The 22,029-nt window shown below is 51.2% G+C and carries 19 protein-coding genes; 12 read left to right on the forward strand and 7 right to left on the reverse strand.

What is annotated here, in order from left to right:
- Positions 1-110 precede the first annotated feature (110 nt).
- The gene (locus tag PTW35_RS07085) at positions 111-1,013 is read left to right on the forward strand and encodes a LysR family transcriptional regulator (protein WP_281027099.1); all 903 of its coding nucleotides are present in this window, start codon (positions 111-113) and stop codon (positions 1,011-1,013) included.
- Between the two features lie 29 nt (positions 1,014-1,042).
- On the opposite strand, the gene PTW35_RS07090 is transcribed toward PTW35_RS07085, so the two are convergent.
- Positions 1,043-1,399 (reverse strand): YcgJ family protein, encoded by a 357-nt coding sequence (locus tag PTW35_RS07090; RefSeq protein ID WP_281027100.1) that lies wholly within the window; start codon positions 1,397-1,399, stop codon positions 1,043-1,045.
- Between the two features lie 159 nt (positions 1,400-1,558).
- On the opposite strand from PTW35_RS07090, the gene PTW35_RS07095 reads away from it, so the two are divergent.
- Positions 1,559-1,945 (forward strand): DUF805 domain-containing protein, encoded by a 387-nt coding sequence (locus PTW35_RS07095; protein WP_281027101.1) that lies wholly within the window; start codon positions 1,559-1,561, stop codon positions 1,943-1,945.
- Positions 1,946-2,259: 314 nt separating this feature from the next.
- Complete coding sequence (locus PTW35_RS07100; protein WP_281027102.1) at positions 2,260-3,222, forward strand: hypothetical protein; 963 nt, start codon at positions 2,260-2,262, stop codon at positions 3,220-3,222.
- A gap of 88 nt (positions 3,223-3,310) precedes the next feature.
- On the opposite strand, the gene PTW35_RS07105 is transcribed toward PTW35_RS07100, so the two are convergent.
- Both PTW35_RS07105 and PTW35_RS07110 read right to left on the reverse strand, forming a co-directional pair.
- Positions 3,311-5,014: an FAD-dependent oxidoreductase gene (locus PTW35_RS07105; protein ID WP_281027103.1), complete on the reverse strand. Its 1,704-nt coding sequence runs from the start codon at positions 5,012-5,014 to the stop codon at positions 3,311-3,313.
- A 77-nt stretch (positions 5,015-5,091) separates the two neighbouring features.
- Positions 5,092-5,277, reverse strand: coding sequence for a DUF2892 domain-containing protein (locus PTW35_RS07110; protein WP_044623071.1), 186 nt, complete (start codon positions 5,275-5,277; stop codon positions 5,092-5,094).
- A 165-nt stretch (positions 5,278-5,442) separates the two neighbouring features.
- On the opposite strand from PTW35_RS07110, the gene PTW35_RS07115 reads away from it, so the two are divergent.
- The 5 genes from PTW35_RS07115 (at position 5,443) to PTW35_RS07135 (ending at position 11,294) form a co-directional block, all read left to right on the forward strand.
- Complete coding sequence (locus PTW35_RS07115) at positions 5,443-5,766, forward strand: metalloregulator ArsR/SmtB family transcription factor (RefSeq protein WP_044623072.1); 324 nt, start codon at positions 5,443-5,445, stop codon at positions 5,764-5,766.
- Positions 5,763-6,179 carry a YeeE/YedE family protein gene (locus PTW35_RS07120; RefSeq protein ID WP_281027456.1) on the forward strand — a complete coding sequence of 139 codons (417 nt, stop codon included), beginning with the start codon at positions 5,763-5,765 and terminating at the stop codon, positions 6,177-6,179. Before PTW35_RS07115 ends, PTW35_RS07120 begins: the two co-directional genes overlap by 4 nt.
- Positions 6,180-6,188: 9 nt before the next feature.
- Positions 6,189-6,650 carry a YeeE/YedE family protein gene (locus PTW35_RS07125; RefSeq protein WP_281027104.1) on the forward strand — a complete coding sequence of 154 codons (462 nt, stop codon included), beginning with the start codon at positions 6,189-6,191 and terminating at the stop codon, positions 6,648-6,650.
- Positions 6,651-6,768: 118 nt separating this feature from the next.
- Entirely contained in the window at positions 6,769-10,203 is a 3,435-nt protein-coding gene (locus PTW35_RS07130; RefSeq protein ID WP_281027105.1) for an efflux RND transporter permease subunit, read from the forward strand.
- Positions 10,200-11,294, forward strand: a complete 1,095-nt coding sequence (locus PTW35_RS07135) for an efflux RND transporter periplasmic adaptor subunit (RefSeq protein WP_281027106.1) — start codon at positions 10,200-10,202, stop codon at positions 11,292-11,294. Before PTW35_RS07130 ends, PTW35_RS07135 begins: the two co-directional genes overlap by 4 nt.
- Positions 11,295-11,314: 20 nt before the next feature.
- Here PTW35_RS07135 and cobA read toward each other — a convergent pair whose 3' ends face one another.
- The 4 genes from cobA to nirB all read right to left on the reverse strand — a co-directional run bounded on the left by cobA (position 11,315) and on the right by nirB (position 16,082).
- Positions 11,315-12,076 (reverse strand): uroporphyrinogen-III C-methyltransferase, encoded by a 762-nt coding sequence (cobA, locus tag PTW35_RS07140; protein WP_281027107.1) that lies wholly within the window; start codon positions 12,074-12,076, stop codon positions 11,315-11,317.
- A 155-nt stretch (positions 12,077-12,231) separates the two neighbouring features.
- Complete coding sequence (locus PTW35_RS07145) at positions 12,232-13,086, reverse strand: formate/nitrite transporter family protein (RefSeq protein ID WP_281027457.1); 855 nt, start codon at positions 13,084-13,086, stop codon at positions 12,232-12,234.
- Between the two features lie 111 nt (positions 13,087-13,197).
- A complete protein-coding gene (gene nirD, locus PTW35_RS07150; protein WP_281027108.1) occupies positions 13,198-13,521 on the reverse strand; it encodes a nitrite reductase small subunit NirD in 324 nt (107 codons plus the stop codon).
- 2 nt (positions 13,522-13,523) lie between these two features.
- Positions 13,524-16,082 (reverse strand): nitrite reductase large subunit NirB, encoded by a 2,559-nt coding sequence (gene nirB, locus PTW35_RS07155; protein ID WP_281027109.1) that lies wholly within the window; start codon positions 16,080-16,082, stop codon positions 13,524-13,526.
- Between the two features lie 440 nt (positions 16,083-16,522).
- Between nirB and PTW35_RS07160 the strand changes: the two genes are divergently transcribed.
- The 4 genes from PTW35_RS07160 to PTW35_RS07175 all read left to right on the forward strand — a co-directional run bounded on the left by PTW35_RS07160 (position 16,523) and on the right by PTW35_RS07175 (position 21,967).
- Positions 16,523-18,736, forward strand: a complete 2,214-nt coding sequence (locus PTW35_RS07160) for an alpha/beta fold hydrolase (protein WP_281027110.1) — start codon at positions 16,523-16,525, stop codon at positions 18,734-18,736.
- A 109-nt stretch (positions 18,737-18,845) separates the two neighbouring features.
- Positions 18,846-19,103: a hypothetical protein gene (locus PTW35_RS07165; RefSeq protein WP_281027111.1), complete on the forward strand. Its 258-nt coding sequence runs from the start codon at positions 18,846-18,848 to the stop codon at positions 19,101-19,103.
- 462 nt (positions 19,104-19,565) lie between these two features.
- Positions 19,566-20,741, forward strand: coding sequence for an aromatic amino acid transport family protein (locus PTW35_RS07170; RefSeq protein ID WP_281027112.1), 1,176 nt, complete (start codon positions 19,566-19,568; stop codon positions 20,739-20,741).
- Positions 20,742-21,169: 428 nt separating this feature from the next.
- Positions 21,170-21,967, forward strand: a complete 798-nt coding sequence (locus PTW35_RS07175) for a DUF4922 domain-containing protein (protein ID WP_281027113.1) — start codon at positions 21,170-21,172, stop codon at positions 21,965-21,967.
- Positions 21,968-22,029: the final 62 nt, after the last annotated feature.

Raw genomic sequence — 22,029 nt, forward strand, 5'->3', positions numbered from 1 at the left:
TAAATGTTGTTTTTGTAGTTGGTTTTGTTAACTGGGTGTGACGATATCGCTTTATTTTTATTTGGTATAGGGAAATAATGAAAAATATTTCTTCCAAAAATGGACTAATAATGGCGAAGGCAGATGACTTGATCTTGTTTGCTCAGGTAGTGGAACATGGCTCATTTAGCAAGGTGGCAGAGTTGAATTCTCTTACTAACTCGGTAGTTAGCAAAAGAATTGCCCGCCTGGAGGATGATCTGGGGGTACAACTACTCTATCGTACTACCCGAAAACTCACGGTTAGTGAGGCGGGGAAGGTGTTATACCTGGGTTCTAAAAATGTGAAGCAGGCCGCGATGGAGGCGGTGGATGCCGTTAGTGGGTTTGGCGAGAAAGTCAGCGGCCACGTCAAGATGTCTGTACCCACGATATCTGGCGACTTGCTGCTGGCGGATGCGGTGGCGGAGTTTTGTGCCGAGCATCCCGGCTTTACGGTCGATATGTCACTGGATAATCGTTTTGTTGACCTGATTGAAGATGGTTACGATTTGGTGATCCGAACGGGCTATCTGGAAGACTCGAGTCTTATCGCTAGGCATATTCTCGATTCACAATGGGTGATTTGTGCCGCACCTCGATACATTGCCCTAAATGGCAGGCCGGAAGTGCCTCAAGATCTGGTCGATCATAACTGTCTGCAGTATGCCTACCAGACCACAGGGGCGTCAGACTGGCAATTCATTGGCGAGCAGGGTAACTATATCCTGCGGGTTAGCGGGAATTTTTCGACCGATAATGCGGCGGCACTGAGAAAGGCGGCATTGGGCGGTTATGGAATTGCCTATATGCCGCGCTGTCTGGTTTACCACGATATTATGGAAGGGAAACTGGTCGATCTCTTTCCTGACCAAGTGGGTAAGAGGCTGGGTATTTACGCGGTCTATCCCTATACTCGCCAACCATCGCAGAAAATCAGGTTGCTGATTGAGCACATCAGGTCGCGGTATTTGGCTATCAAGCATTACTTTTAACCTCGGGGCAATCAGCATACCGGTTGAGTCTAATCAAATAAGATGCTGGTGTAGTCTGTCATCTGTTGTTCGGAGAATCGGTCAACAAAACAGGCTTTTTGTTCTGAATCGCAATAGACCTTATTGCTGAATGAATAGCGGGTTGTGTCGAAGTTTTCGCTGCCAACTCGGTTGATCAGTTCAAGCATTTTGTCTTCGGCCTCTTGGCCCAGGAACTCTTTGGTGAATGCCATCGAAATGCCATAGCTGTCGACGCAAAAACCGGCTTGCCGGTCGCAGATCACACCGTTGTCGGGAGAGAACAGTGGTTCGTGGATCGTATGGCTTTCACTGAAGGATGCAGGGCTGAAGAGGATCAAGCCGAGGGAAAGCAATAGCGGTTTCATGGCGGGTACCTTGCGGTAATGGGTTTCCACTAGTATTGATCAAAAATGAATTTAATACGAAGTGATACAAGATCTTTGCTTGGGTTGGCAGAAAATTACTTTTTAACACAATAATATATAGTTAGGTCTTTTATTTATTCTGACTCAATTAGGTCTGTTATGAACTGGTATCTTCATGTATTGAAAAACTACGCGGTCTTCAAAGGGAGGGCGCGGCGGCAAGAGTATTGGTATTTCTTCTTGTTCAACATCATTATCAGTATCGCGCTGTCGATGCTTGACTCGGCGCTGGGTAATCCGGGAGCGGGTGAAGGAGCGGGGATTATCGGAACTATTTACTCACTCGCCGTGCTTGTTCCTAGCATCGCTGTTGGCGTGCGCCGCTTGCATGATATCGGTCGCACAGGTTGGTGGATGCTGATTGGCTTGATCCCGTTAATTGGCCTACTGGTCTTGCTGTATTTCTTCGTGCAGGACAGCCAGGCGGCGGCTAATGAATACGGTCCGAACCCAAAGGATCCGACATCGATTAACCTTACCATGTAACTTGGGTATAAGCGTGGCAGCCTGTCGGGAGACTGGCTGTCATTGCCTTCACTCCTGTATTATTTTTAAGAATTGATACAGTTTTCTACTATCCCAAATACCTCTCATTTTTGCTTAACTCTCTTATTATTAAGGAAGATATAGCAATTCATCTGTTATGCATCCTCCCAATCCATCCTGTTGCATCATCTACAATTAAAGCCACTATCCAGTGATTTAGTCTGTGGTGCCCTCTTTTTTTGGACATTCATGGCGAATAGGGATAGTTCGGTTGGCAAACTGATTAACTAGTACGACAGCATACGTGGAGTAGCATGATGAAAATGAACAAGATCGCGCTCTCGATTTTGGCGGTTTGTGTTGGGTATTCTGTGGGGAGCTTGGCCTCAGGAAAGTATGACGACTATGACGATGATGATGATAAGTATTCATCGTCCTATGAGAGTGAAGGCAATTCATCTTCAGGTAGTTATAGTCACTCCTATTATTCTAACGATGGGGGAAGTTATTCGGGGGGCGGTGGCTATTCCGATGGTGACAGTTCAGATGGCTACGGCGATGATGATGGTACTAAACAGCGTCTGGCTCTCAATCTTGTGGGCACCGGCGAGATGTACCCGATGACTGTCCCACCGTTAGAAAAATATGGCCCTCCGCTGGATGCGAATTGTTTCGACGTCGAGTTGAAAAATATTCACGATGGCCAACTCGTAGGTTGGGCTACGGACTGTTTGTCTGAGATACAAGGGGCACCAGAAACAGGCATTCAACTTATCGGAACCACCTTTTTTTATTTGCCTGATGGTCTGTTGATAACCCGGGGGAATACGACGGTTCAACCGGTGCTACAACCTACAACCACTCCAGGCGGCCAGTATATTTCTCATATTACCGGCGCATCGAGTGATGAAAATGCCGTCGTTAAAGGCTACGGTGAATATCGCTGGCACAAAGGAACCGTTCGTCTTTCTGGCATGGTCGATCTAACCAACTATGATGGCACAGAAGGTTCACCAATGTTCTTTGATTGCTTGTTCATCATTGAACTAGAAGAATACCAACCGGAGTTCAAGTCATGGTATGACTGGTATCGCTACCGGTACTACCAAGAGAGCTTCTACGAGGAGTACCATTCAGACATGTATTACGGTGAAGACGATGATAGTCATTATGGCTCGGGTGGCGAACGCTATAAAGGCTATAAAAACAAGGGATACAATCGCGATAAGAGCTATAACCAAGGCCAAGATTACAGCCATAAAGGCAGTGGCTATTAATTGGCTGTAATGCAGCTTAACGCCTGAATAAAAATTGAAGCCTGAAGTGATTCAGGCTTCATCATTAGTGTGGTTATGTGACTGGTAACTACTTGCGAGCAAAGGTGTATGTTCGGTAGCCACCAATCAGGTTACGGGCTTTGAAACCGTTATTGACCAACTGGCGGTAGGCGACGTTTCCGCGTAACCCGACTTGGCAGTAAATCACAATTTCTTTGTCTTTTGGCAGCTCGCCCATGCGCTGGCGGAGCTGGTCGACAGGAATGTTGATTGCGCCTTCCAGGTAGCCCACATTTTTCAGCTCGCCGGGATTACGCACATCAAGCAGCAACTGGTCATCTGTTAGGTTATCAATCTCATCGAAGTGGATTGGCTTCGCATCACCTTTGATAATGTTGCTTGCCACAAACGCCGCTTGGTTGATCACATCCTTGGCACTGCCGTAAGGTGGGGCATAGGTCAGCTCGAGGTGCTGCAGCTGTTCAACCGTCAAGCCTGCTCGCTGGGCGACCGCCATGACGTCGATACGCTTATCAACCCCATCTTTGCCAACGGCCTGTGCACCAAGGATTTTGCCTGACTGTGGTTCGAACAGCATTTTGAACGACACGATTTCAGCACCAGGGTAGTAGCTGGCATGGCTTGCGGTATGGACATAGACTTTTTCGTAGTCGATACCCTCGCGTTTTAGCTGCTTCTCGTTTTTGCCGGTTGAGGCGACGGCAAGATCGAAGACTTTGCAAATTGCAGTGCCTTGTGTGCCTTGGTAGGACTCGTCGCGGCCAAGCATGTTGTCGGCGGCCATACGGCCCTGGCGGTTGGCCGGTCCTGCAAGCGGCACCAGCGTTTGGTGGCCGGTGACGAAGTCGGCTTCCTCGACAGCATCGCCCACAGCGTAAATAGCCGGATCACTGGTCTGCATCTTCTCGTTGGTGTAGATGCCGCCAAGCTCACCAATTTTCAAGCCGGCTTGAGTAGCGAGTGCCGTTTCCGGACGTACACCGATTGCCATAATGAGGATATCGGTATTGAAGGTGTCGCCGTTGTTAAGATGAAGGCTCAGCGCTCCGCATAGGTGCTGGTGCTCGGCACTCTCTCCCGCATCTTCGTTGACGACAGAGTCATTCGGGTGGTATTCGACAGATTCCAGCGCCACACCGAGGCGTAGATCAACGCCCTTGTCCCGGATCTCTTGGTGGACAAAGCCGGCCATTTCGCGATCAACCGGCGTCATGACCTGATCTGCCATCTCTACCAGGGTGGTTTTTATGCCAAGCTGGTGGAAGGCTTCCATCATTTCCAGGCCAATAAAACCACCGCCGACGACTGTGGCATGTTCTGGCTGGTTCATTTCGATCGTTTTGAGGATCTTATCCATATCAGGAATATTACGCAGCGAGTGCGTCAGCGGATTATCAACGCCAGGGATAGGCGGAATAATTGGCGCTGCCCCCGGGCTCAGCAGCAGGTAATCGTAGGATTCACGGTACTCGCTGCCGTCGAGCATATTCTTGACGGTAACGCTTTTCTCTTCGCGATCAATAGCGATGACTTCATTCATGATTCTGACATCGACATTGAAACGGGCCAGGAAGCTTTCTGGAGTCTGTAGCAGCAATTTGCTGCGCTCGGTGATGTCGCCTCCGATATGGTAGGGAAGGCCGCAGTTGGCAAACGAGACAAATTCACCGCGCTCGAACATGATGATCTCAGCATCTTCGCTCAAGCGGCGTGCGCGTGCGGCAGCGGAGGCTCCGCCTGCCACACCGCCGACAATCAAAATCTTGGTCATTGATATCTCCACAAAATGTCTTTCAAGCTAGAAAGAGCGTTAATTAACGAGCTTTTGAGATTATTGCCAGTGACGAATCACTTGAATCCGAACTTTCCAAGTATGTTGGCGGCTGGACAAAAGCCGGTAAACGCACTTTGGATCAGGTTGGCGCCGATAAATAGCGTGAACCAGTAAAAGCTGGGGTGAACCCAGATAGTCAGTGCGACAGAGACGAAAATCATGATGCCGGCAAATACGCGTACTGCATTTTCTAATGTCATAACTTTTCTCCCGGGCCGGTTGTATCAACCTCAATAACTTAATCAAACTATAAATGCATACTTTAGAATTGTCTAATGTATTTTTTGCTAAATTAGTGTTGACTTAATCCTTTTGTTTAGTAATCTCTAATATAGAGCCGGGGCAGTAAAGCATAGGAGGGGGTGATGATTGATGTTCAAAAAATGCATTGTCAGGCCGATGAGGTTGCGAATTGGTTGAAGATGCTGGCACACCCTGAACGCTTAATGGTGCTTTGTCAGTTAACGCAAGGTGAGCTGCCGTTGAAGTTGCTACAGCAGAACTCCAGCTTGGGCCAGTCAGCCCTTTCGCAGCATCTTGCTATCCTGAAGGCCCACCAGCTCGTCAGTTTTCGCAAGCAGTCGCAACAAGTGTTTTATTCATTGGCTGATGAAAAAGTCCAACGGTTAATTGAGGCATTGCAGAATATTTGCTGTGCCGATGAGAAGAAAACGGAGATGAAAAAATAATGTTTGTAGTTCCATGGGATGCTTTGCTTGGCGGTGTGTTGCTGGGGTTATCCGCATCATTGCTACTTGCGGTTAACGGCCGAGTGGCCGGAATTAGCGGGGTACTGGCCGGGTTGCTCAAACCCATCAAGGGGGAGTTCACCTGGCGTCTCTTGTTTGTTGTCGGCATGGTGGCCGCGAGCTTGGTAGCCCCTTGGCTGGGTTTTGAACTGCCTCAAACGCTACCGGTAAATGGTGCGGTGTGGTTGAGCTTGGCAGGGTTGCTGGTCGGGATTGGCACCAAGTTGGCTAACGGGTGCACCAGTGGCCACGGCATTTGCGGAATGGGGCGTTTGTCCAAGCGCTCGATTGTTGCAACCTGCATTTTTATGGCCTCTGCCATTATTACTGTCTTTATCCGTCTTCATGTTTAAGAGGCAAAAATGATAACTCGTGTTGTAGCTTTAATTTCTGGATTGTTGTTTGGTCTTGGCATGATGGTGTCCGGGATGGTAGACCCTGTCAGGGTGATAGGCTTTCTTGATTTTGCCGGCCAGTGGGATCCAAGCCTTGCTTTTGTGATGGGCGGAGCCATCGCGGTGTTTATGCCGGTGTATTTGTTGGTGGTACGCAAGATGGAAAAGCCGGTTTGTGAGACGGATTTTCGCTTGAGCCAGAAGAAATCGATCGATGCGCCTTTAGTTGGCGGTTCGATTTTGTTTGGTATCGGCTGGGGGATGGCTGGGATCTGTCCGGGACCCGCTGTCACCTCGTTGTCTGGAGGCAACTTTGGCCTGCTGTTGTTTGTGGCTAGCATGCTGGCAGGAATTTGGCTTGGCTGCCAGATCCAGAGCAAGCTAGAAAGTGATGACCAGCTCAAAGTTAGTCATGCGCAGATGAACTAATCTGGATAGCGAACCTCAGCACGGCGGCAGGTAAGAGCCTGCCGCCATTATCCAGCACCCTGAATAAACTTGCGCATATGTGATTCTGTTGCTTAACAACAGGAAAGGGGGGAGTGTTATGACAGCGAACGTCAGACAGGGCTTGGTAGCAAAATTTCTCAACAGTTTTTTCCCGCCAGTGCTTATCTTTTTGGCCTTGGCGGTTGGGATGTCTGCTCTGCTCCTGACCCCGAGGGAAGAAGATCCCCAAATCATCGTACCTATGGCTGATGTGCTGATTCAGGCCCCGGGTTTGTCACCCAGGCAAGTCGAAAATCAGGTTACCCAGCCGCTGGAAAAATTGCTGACCCAGATCGATGGCGTGGAAGATGTCTACTCGACGTCGATGAAAGGCGCGGCTCAGGTCATCGTACGCTTTTATGTCGGAGAGCAGCGTGAAGATGCCCTGATCAAACTGTACAACAAGATCTACTCGAACCTGGATCTGGTACCTGCCTCGGTGACGCAATGGGCTGTCAAGCCGGTTGAAATTGATGACGTGCCGATAGTGGTTGCCGCGCTCTACAGTACAGATCCTGAACTGACCGGTAATGCGCAGTTGCGGCGCATTGCCGAGCAGGCGGTGAACCAGCTACAGGCGCTGGATAATACCAACAAGGTAGCGGTTGTCGGGGGCAATCCCCGGTTGATCCAAATTTCCCTCGATACCGTGGCGATGGCAAGTCGCATGACCACGGTGGATGATATCCAACAGGCTTTCTCCCTGACTAACCAGCACCGCCAATTGGGCGATATTCACCAGCAAGGGCAGGTTTTCCAGCTGGAAAGCGGCCAGTTTTTCCGTAACGCCCAGGAAGTGGCACATACTGTGGTGAATGTGGTCAATGGCCAGCCTGTCTATTTGCAAGATATTGCCACGGTGACCGACGGCCCCGATGAAGCATCCGACCAGACATGGTTCCGTTGGGGGGCGGCAGCCGGTGCTGGCAACCAACAAGCCCGCGAACCCTATCCCGCGGTGTTTCTCTCGGTTGCAAAACAAAAAGGCAGCAATGCGGTTTGGGTTGCCAATGATGCTATTGCGTTGCTGGACGAGATGGTACAGAACCAGTTTCCGCCGCATGTCAAGATGACAGTGATCCGTAACTATGGCGAAACCGCCAACGAGAAAGTGGGCAATCTGGTTTCCAGCCTCGGTCTGTCGATCCTGACGGTGGTGGTTTTTGTCGGGGTCTTTCTAAACTGGCGTGCGGCGCTGGTGGTTGGGCTCGCTATTCCAATCAGCTACGGTGCGGCGTTGGGGATGGACTTCGCCTTTGGCTATACGATTAACAGGGTAACACTGTTTGCCTTGATCTTGGCGCTGGGCCTGATCGTCGATGATCCCATCGCCAGTATCGATAACATAGAGCGCTTTCTAAAGCGCAAGGGCATGTCCACTTCGACGGCTATCGTCATGGCAATGGCAGAAATCCGCAGCGCGCTGCTGATGTCGACCGTAGCGATTGTGATTGTCTTTACGCCGATGTTTTTCATCACCGGGATGATGGGGCCCTATATGGCACCGTTGGCATTTAACGTGCCGGTCAGTGTGGTATTCAGTACGGTTGTGGCTTTCCTCATTACTCCCTGGCTTGCCAAGAAACTCCTCAAGCGGGATGGGGGAGCCGGGCATTACCGGGTCGAGCAGTCGCTGTTGTATAAAATCTACAATAAGATGCTGACGCCGCTGCTGGCACGCAAGCGCAATAGTGTGATTTTTCTGTCAGTAGTCGCACTGGCTTTTGTTGCCGCGGCAATGCTGCCAGCCTTGCGGATTGTACCGCTGAAACTGCTGCCTTATGACAACAAAAATGAGTTCCAGCTGGTGCTGAACATGCCTGAGACCAGTAGTGTCGAGCAGACGTCAAATGCGTTGAATAGCTTTGCCGATTACCTGCAGCGTGTGCCCGAGGTGGTCTCGGTCTCCGGCTTTGCCGGCATTGCTTCGCCCATGGATTTCAACGGGATGGTCAGGCATTACTTTATGCGCTCGATGCCGTATCAGGGAGAGCTTCGGGTCGTTCTGGCGCAAAAGGATCAACGTCAGCAACAGTCACACGAGATGGTTACTCGGCTTCGGGCTGATCTCACTCGCATAGCGGAAGGGGTGGGCGCAGATATTCAGCTGGTGGAAACGCCGCCGGGGCCACCTGTTATTGCCACTATAGTGGCCGAAGTCTACGGCCAGCCGCAGACCCCTTACCACCAGTTGCAACAGGCGGCCGATAAGGTGGCGCAACGTTTGCGACGGGAGCCCTTCGTGGCGGAAACCGATACCTCCCAAGAGGGGGGATGGCACAGCTGGCGGTTTGTGGTGGACAGTGAAAAAGCGGCGTTGTCAGGGATATCGGTTCAGGATATTAACCACACCCTGGCGGCAGCAAACCAAGGTCTGGTCGTTAGTTACTTGTACGATGAGCATGAACTTAATCCTTTGCCAATAACCATTCGTTTGCCAAGTCAGCAGCGAGATGATCTGGCGGCGCTGGAGAATTTGTATGTCCGCGGCATGCCAGGGATCGCTAAGCGGGTTGAGCAAGGGCGGGTTGTTGATGCCGGCCAGCCATTGGTGCCGTTGTCTGAGCTGGGACGCTTTGAATTAATCGATGCGCCGCAACCGATCATGCGCAAGAACTTGCGCCAAGTGGTGTACGTCTTTGCCGAGGCGACGGGGCGCGTTCCTGCGGAGGTGATTGCCGATGTCGCTGCTGATCTACAGGCCAGCCAGTGGGATGGTGCGAGGCAAACTGGTCAGGTCAGGCCGCTAAGTGGGCGTACTTACCTAAACAACGGCGGAGGGGATCCCTGGTGGCTGCCGCCGGGCATCAATGTTGTCTGGAGCGGTGAAGGAGAGTGGAAGATCACCCTGGATGTATTTCGCGATCTCGGGATTGCTTACGGTGCAGCCTTGCTCGGGGTGTTTGTGGTGATGGTACTGCAAACCGGCTTGCCTGCGGTCTCCGGTATCATTATGTTGGCGATCCCGCTGACGGTGATTGGGATCATGCCCGGCTTCTGGCTACTTAATGTGGTTGGAACAACAGAAATCAACGGGATACCCAATCCGTCGCTGTTCACCGCCACGGCCATGATCGGCATGATTGCCCTGGCCGGGATTGTGGTACGCAATTCATTGGTGCTGATCCAGTTTATACATCAGTCGCTGCGTGACGGCGAGTCGCTGAAACCCGCATTGGTCAAAGCGGGCGCTGTGAGAATGCGGCCTATCTTGCTTACGGCCGGTACCACGTTGCTGGGTAACGTGGTGATCACCCTGGATCCCATCTTCAATGGCCTTGCCTGGGCTATTATATTCGGCATCACGGCTTCGACACTCTTTACGCTGCTGGTGATCCCGGTGGTTTACCATCTGGCTTATGCCAACAAACCCGGATATGGCCTGCCTGCTGAGCCAGGCAGTATGCCCTCAGACACATCCTCGGAGCCGTCGACTGGTTGTCCGTCCCAGTCATCAGCCGCTTCAGTCAACCACAGGAAGTCGCAGTCATGAGTATGAAAAGAATAGCCGTAACAATTGCCGCGTTTGCAGGCCTTGGTATCCTCTTCTTTACCATTTCTGGCGGATTTGTCGCGAAGCTGGATACCGAAAATCTGGCGCCACCCGGCGAGGCGCTGGCCGGGCAGGCTGTTGTCCGGGTGCAAGCCGAAACCTTGCCGGTTTGGCAACAGTATACCGGCAGTATTGTGGCTGATCAGCAGGCGACGTTGTCTGCCCGCTTGACGGCACAGGTTGCCGATGTACTGGTGGATGTCGGCGACAACGTCAAGGCCGGGGATATTTTGATCCGCCTTGATAACCTCGACTTGGATGCCAGAGTACGGCAATCGGAACAGGCGCTGGCCAGTGCCCAGGCGCAACTGAATATTGCCCGCAAGGACTATGAGCGAACCCTGTCGCTGTTCAAGCGTAAACTGATCGCACAGTCCCAGCTGGACGAAGCCCTGAGTAACCGGCAGACAGCAGAAGCTAGGTTTAAGCAGTCCCAAGCCTCGGTAGAAGAAGCGCAAACGACCTATGGCTATAGCATTATTGCCGCTCCTTTTGATGGGGTGATCACTCAGAAACTGGTGCATCGGGGGGATATAGCATCCCCCGGGATCCCGATGCTCAGTCTGTACAACCCGGCGACACTGATGATGGAAAGTTATATTGCAGCTAGCCAGCGTTATTTGTTGGAGCTGGGCCAGCGCTGGCCGGTGATTCTGCCTGAGCAAGGATGGGAGCTGGAAGGGACAATCAAAGAAATCACCCCTGCTTCAGATGCCGGTTCGCGCAGTGTGGTTGTTAAGCTGGCTTTTGCACCTGAGCTACTGGCTCAATCCGGTTCCAAACCGCTGTATCCAGGCATGTTTGCCCGGGTCGGTATTGTGACTGGCGAGGAGCAGGTACTGATGGTGCCGTCGACGAGCACGTACCGTATCGGCCAGCTGGAATATATAAAAATCGTTGATGGCGACCGGTTAGTGCCGCGCTTGATCCAAACCCGCCCCTATCTCGATGACAAGCTCATTATCAGGAAAGGGGTTACTGAGATGACGGATATTGTCGCGCAGCCGGATCCTGCGCACAATGGCGGATAGGCCTAACACAGAGGCAGGCACTACCTCTGTTCAAACCATTGTAATTTCTCACTCAGCGAGGTGACACTGCCAATGACAATCAATGCCGGGCTCTTAGCACCGCTGGCCAGTGCTGGCAATTGTGCCAGCGTCCCTCTCAGTACCCGTTGATCATACCGGGTGCCGTTTTCGATAATGGCGCAAGGCGTCGAAGCCGCAAGGCCATGGGTGATGAGTTTGTCGCAAATATGGCCACTTTGTTTGAGGCCCATATAGAAGACCAGGGTATTGTTCGAGTGGGCGAGGGATTGCCACTCGATTTCACGGCCATCTTTTTGCACATGGCCCGTGATGAACTGGACACTTTGGGCATGATCACGGTGGGTGAGGGGGATTCCCGCATAGGCCGTTGCGCCCGCCGCCGCCGTAATGCCCGGCACCACTTCGTATTTAATGCCGAACTTGGCCAGCTCCTCGAGCTCTTCACCGCCACGGCCGAAGATGAATGAGTCACCGCCTTTCAAGCGGACAACCCGCTTACCTTCCAGTGCCTTTTGTACCAGTATCTGGTTGATTTGCTCTTGTGGGACACAGTGGAAGTCGAGCTTCTTGCCGACGTAAATCATCTCGGCTGAACGATCCGCCAGTGCCAAGATATCATCTGAAACCAAACGGTCATACACCACAACGTCGGCCGCCTGGATAACCTTCAGGCCTTTGACGGTCAGTAAGTCCGGATCCCCCGGGCCTGCACCGACTAGGGATACAAAGCCGCTGTTTGATAGTGTGTTGTTGGTGGTCATGGCGATTCCCTTCAAGAAACTTGGATATAAAAAGTAACACTCGTTGCGGTGATTCTTATCCTAAGGAGTTATTACTTTTTATAGCCAAAACAATACAATAGGTACATAAGTTGGCATGTTGGCCCCGCACGCGCGGTGCGGGGCCTGCATGGTCGTTATTTAGAGCTGAGCACCGGCTCTGCATTGAACACGGTGTTATTTTCTGCGCTAACTGCTGGCGCTGTTTTGGCGTGAGTCAGGTATAGCGGCACACAGGTAAACAGCAAACCACCCACTAGGTTACCAAGAATGGTTGGTACTAGGTTGAAACTCAGCCAGGTCGAGATGCCGAAATCTGCCCCCAGCATCATGCCCAACGGGAACAGGAACATATTCACGACCGCGTGCTCAAACACTAGCGCAAAAAAGATAAAGATTGGCAGCCACATAGCGGCGATTTTGCCGGCAACACTGCGAGCTGTCATGTTGCCGATCACGCCTAGGCAGACCATCAGGTTACACAGGATACCGCGCACAAAGCAGGTGATCCAACCGTTGGCACCGAGCTCCTCGAAGCCGACGGTACGTGCTGTGGCTACCTTGATAAACGTTTGGCCGACAGCGCCTGGCTCTACACTGAAGTTCATGGTGAAGGACAGGGCGATTAGGAAAGCAACGATCAGCGAGCCGATCAGGTTGCCCAGGCCCACTAGACCCCAGCAGCGAAGAACACTGCTCCAGGTAATGCCCGGGCGGTTTTCGAATTTAGCCAGTGGCGCAAGGCCAAATACGCCGGTTACCAGATCGTATCCCATCAGGCTCAAGATACAGAAGCCGACTGGGAAAACGAGGGCCCCAACAATGCCAATACCTGTCTGTGTAATGGTGGTGATCGCCACAACAACTGCCAGCGAGAGAATAATCCCGGCCATCGTGCCACGCAAAATCAGATCACGTGTCGATGTGCGGATTTTTGCCTCGCCCGTATCAATCATTGTCTGAACGAATTCCATCGGTTTTGAATAGGACATCATGTCACTCCAAAAAGTTAAAATAAAAATTGAATAGTCAAAGGCTCTCACTCTCGAGATGGGCAAAGAGCCTTTTCGCTATTAAATCTTTGGCGATTAACCGGCTTGGGCTTATGCCGCGATTTCGACTTTGCCGTTGGTCACACGGGCAGTAAAGGCTTTGATGCTAAAGCGCTCATCTTCCATGCATCCCCCAGTCGACAAGTTGAAGCGTTGCTTTTTCAGCGGGCTCGCCACCCAAAGCGCATCCTGGTGCTCGCAGATCAGGCCACGGGATAGCACGTTCGAACGGGCAAACGGATCCATGTTGCTGATAGCGAAGACCTCTTCAGCTTCGCCCGGACGAAAGATGGCAACCTGCTGGCCGTTGAACAGCGCACATACGCCAGTACCCGGAGTGATATCTTGGATATCGCAAATTTGTTCAAAGACCATGATTAGTTCTCCAATTCAACGTGCAGGATATCGCCTACAGCAGCAGGGTGTTTTTCGGTGTATGTTGCGGGGCGGTGCTGGTCACGCTCGGCAACAAAGACTACGTTGTCATCACGCAGGTCAGAGTTGATGAAGTGGGCAAAGCGCGCCAGCTGAGACTCGTCGTTGATGGTCGCGGCCCATTCACACTCGTATTCATCGACCAACTTGGCCACGTCAGCTTCTAGTTGCGTGTTGATACCGAGTTTGTCTTCGACAATCACTTGGCGTAAGTAGTCCACACCACCTTCCATGTTTTCCATCCATACCGAGGTACGTTGCAGCGGCGCTGCGGTACGGATATAGAACATCATGAAGCGGTCGATGTACTTGATCAGGGTTTCCTGATCCAGGTCGCTGGCCAGCAGGTCGGCGTGACGAGGCTTCATACCACCGTTACCACAGACATACATGTTCCAGCCTGCATCGGTCGCGATAATACCAAGGTCTTTGCCTTGTGCTTCGGCGCACTCTCGGGTACAGCCGGACACACCGAACTTCATCTTGTGCGGGGTACGGATCCCCTTGTAGCGGTTCTCGATAAATGAACCCAGGCCGACAGAGTCTTGGACACCGTAGCGGCACCAGGTCGAACCCACACAAGTTTTTGCCATACGCAGTGCTTTGGCATAGGCCTGGCCGGTCTCGAAGCCAGCACTGATCAGCTTGCGCCAGATCTGCGGCAGGTCGTCTTTCTGGGCGCCGAACAGGCCGATACGCTGCGCACCGGTTACCTTGGTATACAACTTGTATTCTTCAGCCACGGCGGCCAGCGCGGCCAGCGCTTGAGGCGTTACCTCACCACCGGCCATACGCGGGATCACCGAGTAAGTCCCGTCTTTTTGGATGTTGCCCAGAAAGTTATCGTTGGTGTCGTGCAGCTTGACCAGCTGCGGTTTGAGGATGTGCTCGCCCCAGCAAGAGGCCAGGATCGAGCCTACCAGCGGTTTACACACTTCACAGCCGTAGCCTTTGCCGTATTTATCCAACAGCTCATCGAAGGTTTTGATTTCTTCGATGCGGATCAGGTGGAACAGTTCCTGGCGTGAGTAAGCGAAGTGTTCACAGACATCGTTCTTCACTTCGATGCCGGACTTCGCCAGTTCGGCGTTAAGCACCGAGGTGACCAGCGGGATACAGCCACCACAGCCTGTCCCCGCGCCGGTTACGGCTTTGATGTCAGCCAAAGTATGGTTGCCATCCGAAACCGCCTGGGCGATTTTTGCTTTGGTCACGTCGAAGCATGAACAGATCACCGCACTATCTGGCAGCGCATCCGCGCCCAGGGATGGTTTTTCTGCACCAGCATGGGCCGGTAGGATCAAGGTGTCAGGGTGCTCCGGCAGCTCCATTTCATTGAGCATCAGCTGCAGCAGATCACCGTAGTCGGTGGTGTCGCCAACCAGCACGGCGCCCAGTAGCTTCTTGTTGTCTTCAGAAACGATAATACGCTTGTAGACTTCCTGCTCCTCGTTCTGGTAGACGAAGCTCTTGCAACCCGGGGTACGGCCATTGGCATCGCCGATTGAGCCGACTTTTACACCAAGCAATTTCAGCTTGGCGCTCATATCGGCTCCTTCGAACTGATTGGCCTCGCCAATGAGGTGAGAAACGGCAACCTGTGCCATCTTGTAGCCTGGGGCAACCAAGCCGTAGAACATGTCATTCCAGGAGGCACACTCACCAATGGCGTAGATATTGGCATCTGATGTTTGGCAATGATTGTTGATTGCCACCCCGCCACGTTGTGCCAGATCGAGATCCATTTGGCGCGCCAGCTTGTCCTGCGGACGGATACCGGCAGAGAAAACAATAAAGTCCGTCTCTAGCTCGGTGCCGTCGGCGAAGCGCATGACATTGCGGGAATCTGTACCTTCTGGGGCAATTTCCAGCGTATTTTTACTGGTGTGGACATTGACACCCATACGCTCGATTTTCTGGCGCAGCTGGTTACCGCCAGCCATATCCAACTGCTCGGCCATCAGCTTCGGAGCAAATTCGACGACGTGGGTTTCTACGCCCAATGCCTTCAGTGCGCCCGCTGCTTCAAGGCCAAGCAGGCCGCCACCGATCACAACGCCGACTTTGCTTTTCTTGGCACATGCTTCGATAGCCTTTAGATCTTCGATTGTTCGGTAGACAAAGCAATCTTTGCTTTCGTTACCCTTGATAGGTGGTACAAACGGGAAAGAGCCAGTTGCGAGGATCAGTTTGTCGTATTGAATTTCACGGCCTGTGCTGGAGTAGATGATGCGGTTTTCGCGATTGACGTTAATCGCGCGTTCGCCGAGGAGGACATTGATGGCGTGTTTCTGGTAGAAGCCTTCTTTGACGAGCGAAAGTTCTTCGGCGGTATGGTGGGAGAAGTACGACGATAGGTGGACCCTATCATAGGCGACCCGAGGTTCTTCACAGAATACCGTTACCTCGTAATTATCCATATTGGCTTTATCGACCAACTCCTCGATAAAGCGATGGCCCACCATTCCGTTGCCGATGATGGCCAGTCTCACTTTGCTCATAAGATCCTCTACTACAAAGTCATAAATTCTGAACGGGATCTTAATGAGACAAGATGTGAATAAATATGACGTAAATCAATTACAGTTTTGAATAACCCTAAAGTGGTATGTCTTTTAAAATCAATAATTTATATTAAGTGTTATTGTACGACAAGAATAAATATGAAGAATTAAAACAATAAATATGAATGAGATGGCATTGGCTAAGGAGGGGAGACCTCAGCCATAAAGAAGTTTAGCCAGCGGGATGAAATTGTGACTTTCTACCTTGGTAGCGGTAGCGGGTTGTTATCGCAGTGGCTCAGGATAAAAACATATAAAAAACATAAATAATTTATTAAATCAATTGTTTAGCTAGGTGTGGTTGTCGGGTATTGCAGGCGTTTCATTTAGGATAGTTCAGCGTCTGAAAGCAGTTTAATAACCTCATGGAACCGATAATGACAAAAAACACACGCATACTATGCTTGGCTTTAGCTATTGCAACTACGCTTACCGCCTGTGATGACGGCGAAAACACACCGGATAACCGCCAATATGTGGCCTATGGTTTGGATAAGGTCATTTATCCCAATGATCTGTTGCTCGCTGATGGTGATGGCACAATTGCACTCAACCAGGAGGCAGAGGGCGAGCCGGTTGATTACAGGGACTACAACAATGTATATGGCGCGCTGGATGGGTGGTCTACCGGTTACCCGATGGTTATTCCGTTGACCGGGCCTGAAAATGAGATAGATCCGGTTTCTTTGGCAGACAATCTCATCATGTTGAATGCAGACAGCGGTGAGCTATTGGACGTGAATGTCGACTTTCGGGTTGAGCTAACCGAGGGGGGAGATATTCGTGTTCTGCCTATGAAGATCTTGCCAGAGTCAACCCGTTTCGTGCTGGCATTAACCGATGGGGTGACGGATACGGCGGGAAGGGTTGCCTTTAAAGCCTCCCTGACTTATCAAAAGCTTCTTAGCGGTGAGGATACCGGGCATGCATTAAGCCAAGCGGCGAGCAGCCAGATCCAGTCGACCCACTCCTTGCTGGCCGACGCTGTCGAAGGCCGAAATATCATCTACAGCACCCAGTTTACTACTCAGAGCATTTATCCGGTAATGGAAGCCGTCAAGGCGAATATCCCAGAACAGCCGCTTCGCAATCTGACATTGGTTGGTTCCAATGGCGGTATATCAACGTTTGAGGCCGTGATTACCGTGCCTTACTACCTTGAGATACCTAACTCTGCCAACTGCAAAGTAGCTGCGCTTTACCCTGAAGGCAGCGAGCAAGCCAGAGCTATCAACGCTGATCCGATCCATTATTGTGCTCCCTTATATAGCTGGTGGAAGGATGGCAACGGGTCTTTTGTCCATGGTGCCAACCCTACGCCGTTGGCGCAAAGCGAACAGCAAGTCCCGGTACTGATCTACGCGCCGGACAGCTGGGATCCGCGGCTGCCAAGTAATGATCACGTGCTGCCCGCGAGTATTTTTGTCCACGGAATTACAGGCTGGAAAGAGTCTGCGCAAACCATGGCAAAAAGTATTATCGACACAAACCGGCTGGTCATTGCCATTGATCAGCCTTTGCATGGCGAGCGCGGGATAGATTTAGACGGTGATGGGAAGATGGATATTACCGCGACCAGTACCGAGGACCACGAGGATAAGTCGGTTTACCTTAACTTGCTCAGTCCTTTGACTTTGCGTGACAACCAACGCCAGGCGGTGGTTGATCAGCTCGCGCTGCGCAAAGCTCTCAACTCGACGCCGTTTGTCGATAACCGTGACATTAGCCTCATTGGCCATTCATTGGGGGGCATTGTATCAACCATGGTGAGTGAACTATCCCAATCTGACGATGAACTGACTTTTTCCACGGTTAACCTGGTGGTGCCGGGTATGCACCTTACTGATTTGGTGATGAACTCGGATTTGCTGGGCGATGAAGTGGCAGAACAAATCAAGAACTCGAGCGATATCCAGTTGATGGTGGCGAAAATACTGGGGGTTTATGACTCGAGTGAGCAGACGAAAGTTGAAGGCCTCAATGCGCTGGCGAAATATAAGTTCGAAAGCGAAGAGAACAAGATGAAAGCAGAGCAGCTGGAGCAGACGTTCTACGAGCAGGCGGTTGCCGATATGTTCCCTGCCGTCCAAGCGGCCGTGGATGCCGGCGACCCGGCCAACTTTACTACTCGCCAAGCCAATAACCCGCAACAGCCGATCCTGCTGCTCGAAGCTGCCGGTACATGCGATCCCTACACGGGGGACTGCCAACTTGGCGCTGATTATTTACCCGATACCGTTGTGCCGAACAAGGCGACAGGATTGCCCTTAGCGGGTACCGATCCTTTGATTGAGCATCTATCGCTGCGTACCATAACGGAGCGAGTAGAAGGCGAGGGGATTGTGAAAGGCGCGATAAGGGTCATGTACGGTGGCCATGGCACTTATTTGTTTCCCTACGAGGGTCCGGCAATCGAAAGCGAGGGAAAGCTGGTACCGGCACCCATCGGTAGTGATGAGTTCTCCACTCAGGAAGTGGTCCGGGTCACTCAGTCGATGAAGGCGCAACAGACAACCATCTCTCAGTTTATTGCTAGTCAGGGCACAGTGGTTGATTTTAATCCCGATCATTATCACAGCGGGAACAACTGACATCAAACTGATTAATTTCTCGGCGTACACTGGCATGTTGTGATATTGGTACTTGAATCTCGGTTCGTATTTGGTAAAAACAAAGGATGAAGAGGTTCCGGAGACAGGGATGACAACAGAAAAATCGGTGGCCGAGAAATTACTGAGCCAAGAAATCATGGAGCAGGTGGGTAAGCAAGGTGCCATTAACGCTCTCGAAGCGGTGTACAGTAAAGCGCGTTATGCCCGTTTTACCCGTGTCAAATGGAATGGTAACTTTTACGACGGCTTGCTATTTGACGATGGCAGCACCATCAGTGTTTATCCCGCTTCGTTCAACAAGCTCACGCTAATTGCCGCCAAATCGGGCGATGCGGTCCCTGCATAAGCTGTCTGATACGAATATAGCCCTTTGAACCTGTGTTCAAAGGGTTTTTATTTGCTTGAGATCTGCCGTGTCAATATTGCAATATAAGATTCCACTTGCGAGTGTTGAAGTGCTCCTAACGACCATATAAGTTGCTAACTGACCAAACAAAACAAGGGCAATCAATGGATGTTTGCCTAGCTTATAGGGATTTATCGTTGTTGGAGTACGATTAATGAACAATATACCTGCGGGGAAGATCCGTCTATCCTCGACCCCATTGCGCACTGGCGCCAGCCATTCCCATTTCGCTAAGCCTTCCGAAAACATTCAGTTTTACGGCTATTTTGCCTCATTCCGATTTAGTCACTAATTTCTTTTGCTGCCATTATCGTCTGCAGCACATTGATAAATAGATTATTTCCCCCTTTTTTTGCTTTCTGCCTGACATGAGGCGGCGGCTCATTATTACGAGACAAAATTGTGAACCTAAAACTGCTTGGTAGCTCTCTTATTATTGCGGGTACGGCACTTGGTGCCGGTATGTTGGCTATCCCTATGGTACTGGCCCAGTTCGGCTTGGTCTGGGGTACGTTGTTAATGTTGTTGATCTGGTCGGGTACAACCTATGCTGCTCTGCTGCTGCTGGAAGCCAGTATCAAAGCGGGAGGAGGGCTTGGTATGAACACCATTGCCCGTAAAACGCTAGGTAAAGGTGGCCAATTGGTCACCAACGGCTTGTTGTATGCGCTGCTTGTTTGCCTATTAATGGCATACATTATTGGCGCCGGGGATTTGGTTCAGAAACTTCTCTCCAGCATTGGCCTCGAACTCAGCCTGATGCAGAGCCAGATTGCCTTCACCCTCGTGGCCGGTGTGGTGGTCGCAGCAGGTACCGCTGTGATTGATAAGCTTAACCGTGGCCTTTTTGCCGTTATGGTTATTATGCTGGTGATGACGCTGCTTTCGTTGGTGCCTACCATCACTGTCGAAAACCTCATGGTTGCAACCAGCGACAACAAGATTGATCTGATCAAAACCAGTTCCGTATTGTTCACCAGCTTTGGCTTTATGGTTGTGATCCCGTCTTTGGTAACGTACAACAAAGAAGCGTCCCACCAGCAGTTACGCAACATGGTGGTGATTGGCTCTCTTGTGCCGCTATTTAGCTACCTACTATGGCTCTATGCCGCAATGGGCAACCTAAGTGCTGAGCAGATGGTCGATTTCAAAAATGTTTCTGAGCTAATTGCTGCACTGGGCTCGAACCACAGCATGATTAACCTGGTGCTGTCGGTGTTCACCGGCCTTGCTCTGCTGACCTCGTTCCTCGGTGTGGCGATGGCATTGTTTGACCAAAATGTCGATACATTCCGCCAGAATCGTGCCGTTACCTATGTACTGACTTTCATCCTTCCGCTGGCCGGTGCGCTGTTTGCCGCGGATCAGTTCCTATCGGTATTAGGCTACGCCGGTATTATCTTGGTGTTCCTTGCGGTATTCATTCCAATGGCAATGACTATAAAGCTACGCAAAGAGGATGACAGTGCCTTCGAGGTCGATGCTTCGGGCGTGTTGTATCAGGCATCTGGTGGTCAGCTGGCGATGGGCTTGAGCTTCCTGTTTGGATGCTTCTTGCTGGCTGCGGAGTTGATTTGATAGCAATATAAAGCGGTTGTGAACAACCAATAGGAATAAGGGCGTTTACTGGGTAAACGCCCTTTTTGTTTTCACCTGAATGATGCAAAAGGCAAACAGGCTGGATAGGCAGGATGCGACCAAACAAAACTGCCAGTTGAAGTTTTAGCGACCAAACAAAAACTTCTAACTGCTCTATGGAGTACTATTGGGAATAGGATAAAGCAGTGTTTTCCAATGGCATTGATAATACAAACTTTCGTGGTTGGCAGCTATATCTGGCCTAAATCCTGCTGGTGGCCAAAAGTGCTATGGTTGTAAACTTTAATGTACACCCGAAAAAATGATAGAGACGGTTGGGCAATGCCCAAAGCCAACCAACTGAGTCAACCGCTCGAGGCGACTTGGGTATACAATGGTTGGGGGTAATGTGATGGTATGGGGGAATTATGCCAGGTAGAATTGAGACGCTGTGGGATAGGGCCAGCCGTGTGGCTGAGTGTGCGTTAGCAGGCGGTAGCTTGATGCCGATTGTTACCGATGCCCAGGTGATAGAGGAACAGGGGATATCCTATTTTGCCCACGTGGTAACAGCCAACGCGACCAAGAAGTTTCGGGCAACCTCGACCCAAGGCAATCCTTTTCTGCCTTATGACCAATCACTCTATGTTGCTGAAGCAGGGCAAGGTCATGTCTGCCTATTGAATAAATTTCCCGTACTGTCTCCGCACCTGTTGATCTGCTCGAAGGCGTTTGTGCCTCAGCAATCTTGCCTGACGCTTGCTGATTTCCGAGCTTGGTTACTGGGGTTTGATCATCCCGATGTGTTTGGTTTCTACAACAGCGGCCCTCAAGCCGGCGCAAGTCAATCTCATCGTCATATGCAGTTGGTAAAATCACCTATCCCGCTCGAGCCCGTTATTACACAAGGAAGGCTGCCCTTTGACCATGCTTTGGTCTCTCTGCAAGCTATGGATGCCGAAGTGCTGTACGACCACTATCTGGCAATGATGGGGCAGTTGTCGTTGCTGCCAATGACAGCTGGCGGCGAATGCACGCCATACAACCTCTTGCTGACCGAGCGCTGGATGCTATTGTTTCCCCGCAGCAAGAATAATATCGAGGGTATCTTTGCTAATGGTATCAACTATTCTGGACGCTTCTTGGTCAAGCAGGCCGAGCAGTTGGAGTGGTTGAAACAGTATGGTTTGATGAACTACCTTGCCAGCTGCAGCCAGCACCGTTAACCGCCGCTATCCGCGAACGCTTTAGACAAAGGCATAAAAAAACCCCAACGGCAGTGCCGTCG

This window comes from Photobacterium sp. DA100 (assembly GCF_029223585.1).
GTDB lineage: Bacteria > Pseudomonadota > Gammaproteobacteria > Enterobacterales > Vibrionaceae > Photobacterium.

Coding starts and splice junctions, on each gene's coding strand:
- PTW35_RS07110 (WP_044623071.1), bottom strand. CDS start 5,277: ATGACATTAGAAAATGCAGTACGCGTATTTGCCGGCATCATGATTTTC.
- PTW35_RS07095 (WP_281027101.1), top strand. CDS start 1,559: ATGAACTGGTATCTTCATGTATTGAAAAACTACGCGGTCTTCAAAGGG.
- PTW35_RS07105 (WP_281027103.1), bottom strand. CDS start 5,014: ATGACCAAGATTTTGATTGTCGGCGGTGTGGCAGGCGGAGCCTCCGCT.
- cobA (WP_281027107.1), bottom strand. CDS start 12,076: ATGACCACCAACAACACACTATCAAACAGCGGCTTTGTATCCCTAGTC.
- nirB (WP_281027109.1), bottom strand. CDS start 16,082: ATGAGCAAAGTGAGACTGGCCATCATCGGCAACGGAATGGTGGGCCAT.
- PTW35_RS07090 (WP_281027100.1), bottom strand. CDS start 1,399: ATGAAACCGCTATTGCTTTCCCTCGGCTTGATCCTCTTCAGCCCTGCA.
- PTW35_RS07130 (WP_281027105.1), top strand. CDS start 6,769: ATGACAGCGAACGTCAGACAGGGCTTGGTAGCAAAATTTCTCAACAGT.
- PTW35_RS07085 (WP_281027099.1), top strand. CDS start 111: ATGGCGAAGGCAGATGACTTGATCTTGTTTGCTCAGGTAGTGGAACAT.
- PTW35_RS07160 (WP_281027110.1), top strand. CDS start 16,523: ATGACAAAAAACACACGCATACTATGCTTGGCTTTAGCTATTGCAACT.
- PTW35_RS07165 (WP_281027111.1), top strand. CDS start 18,846: ATGACAACAGAAAAATCGGTGGCCGAGAAATTACTGAGCCAAGAAATC.
- nirD (WP_281027108.1), bottom strand. CDS start 13,521: ATGGTCTTTGAACAAATTTGCGATATCCAAGATATCACTCCGGGTACT.
- PTW35_RS07135 (WP_281027106.1), top strand. CDS start 10,200: ATGAGTATGAAAAGAATAGCCGTAACAATTGCCGCGTTTGCAGGCCTT.
- PTW35_RS07145 (WP_281027457.1), bottom strand. CDS start 13,086: ATGTCCTATTCAAAACCGATGGAATTCGTTCAGACAATGATTGATACG.
- PTW35_RS07115 (WP_044623072.1), top strand. CDS start 5,443: ATGATTGATGTTCAAAAAATGCATTGTCAGGCCGATGAGGTTGCGAAT.
- PTW35_RS07175 (WP_281027113.1), top strand. CDS start 21,170: ATGCCAGGTAGAATTGAGACGCTGTGGGATAGGGCCAGCCGTGTGGCT.
- PTW35_RS07125 (WP_281027104.1), top strand. CDS start 6,189: ATGATAACTCGTGTTGTAGCTTTAATTTCTGGATTGTTGTTTGGTCTT.
- PTW35_RS07100 (WP_281027102.1), top strand. CDS start 2,260: ATGATGAAAATGAACAAGATCGCGCTCTCGATTTTGGCGGTTTGTGTT.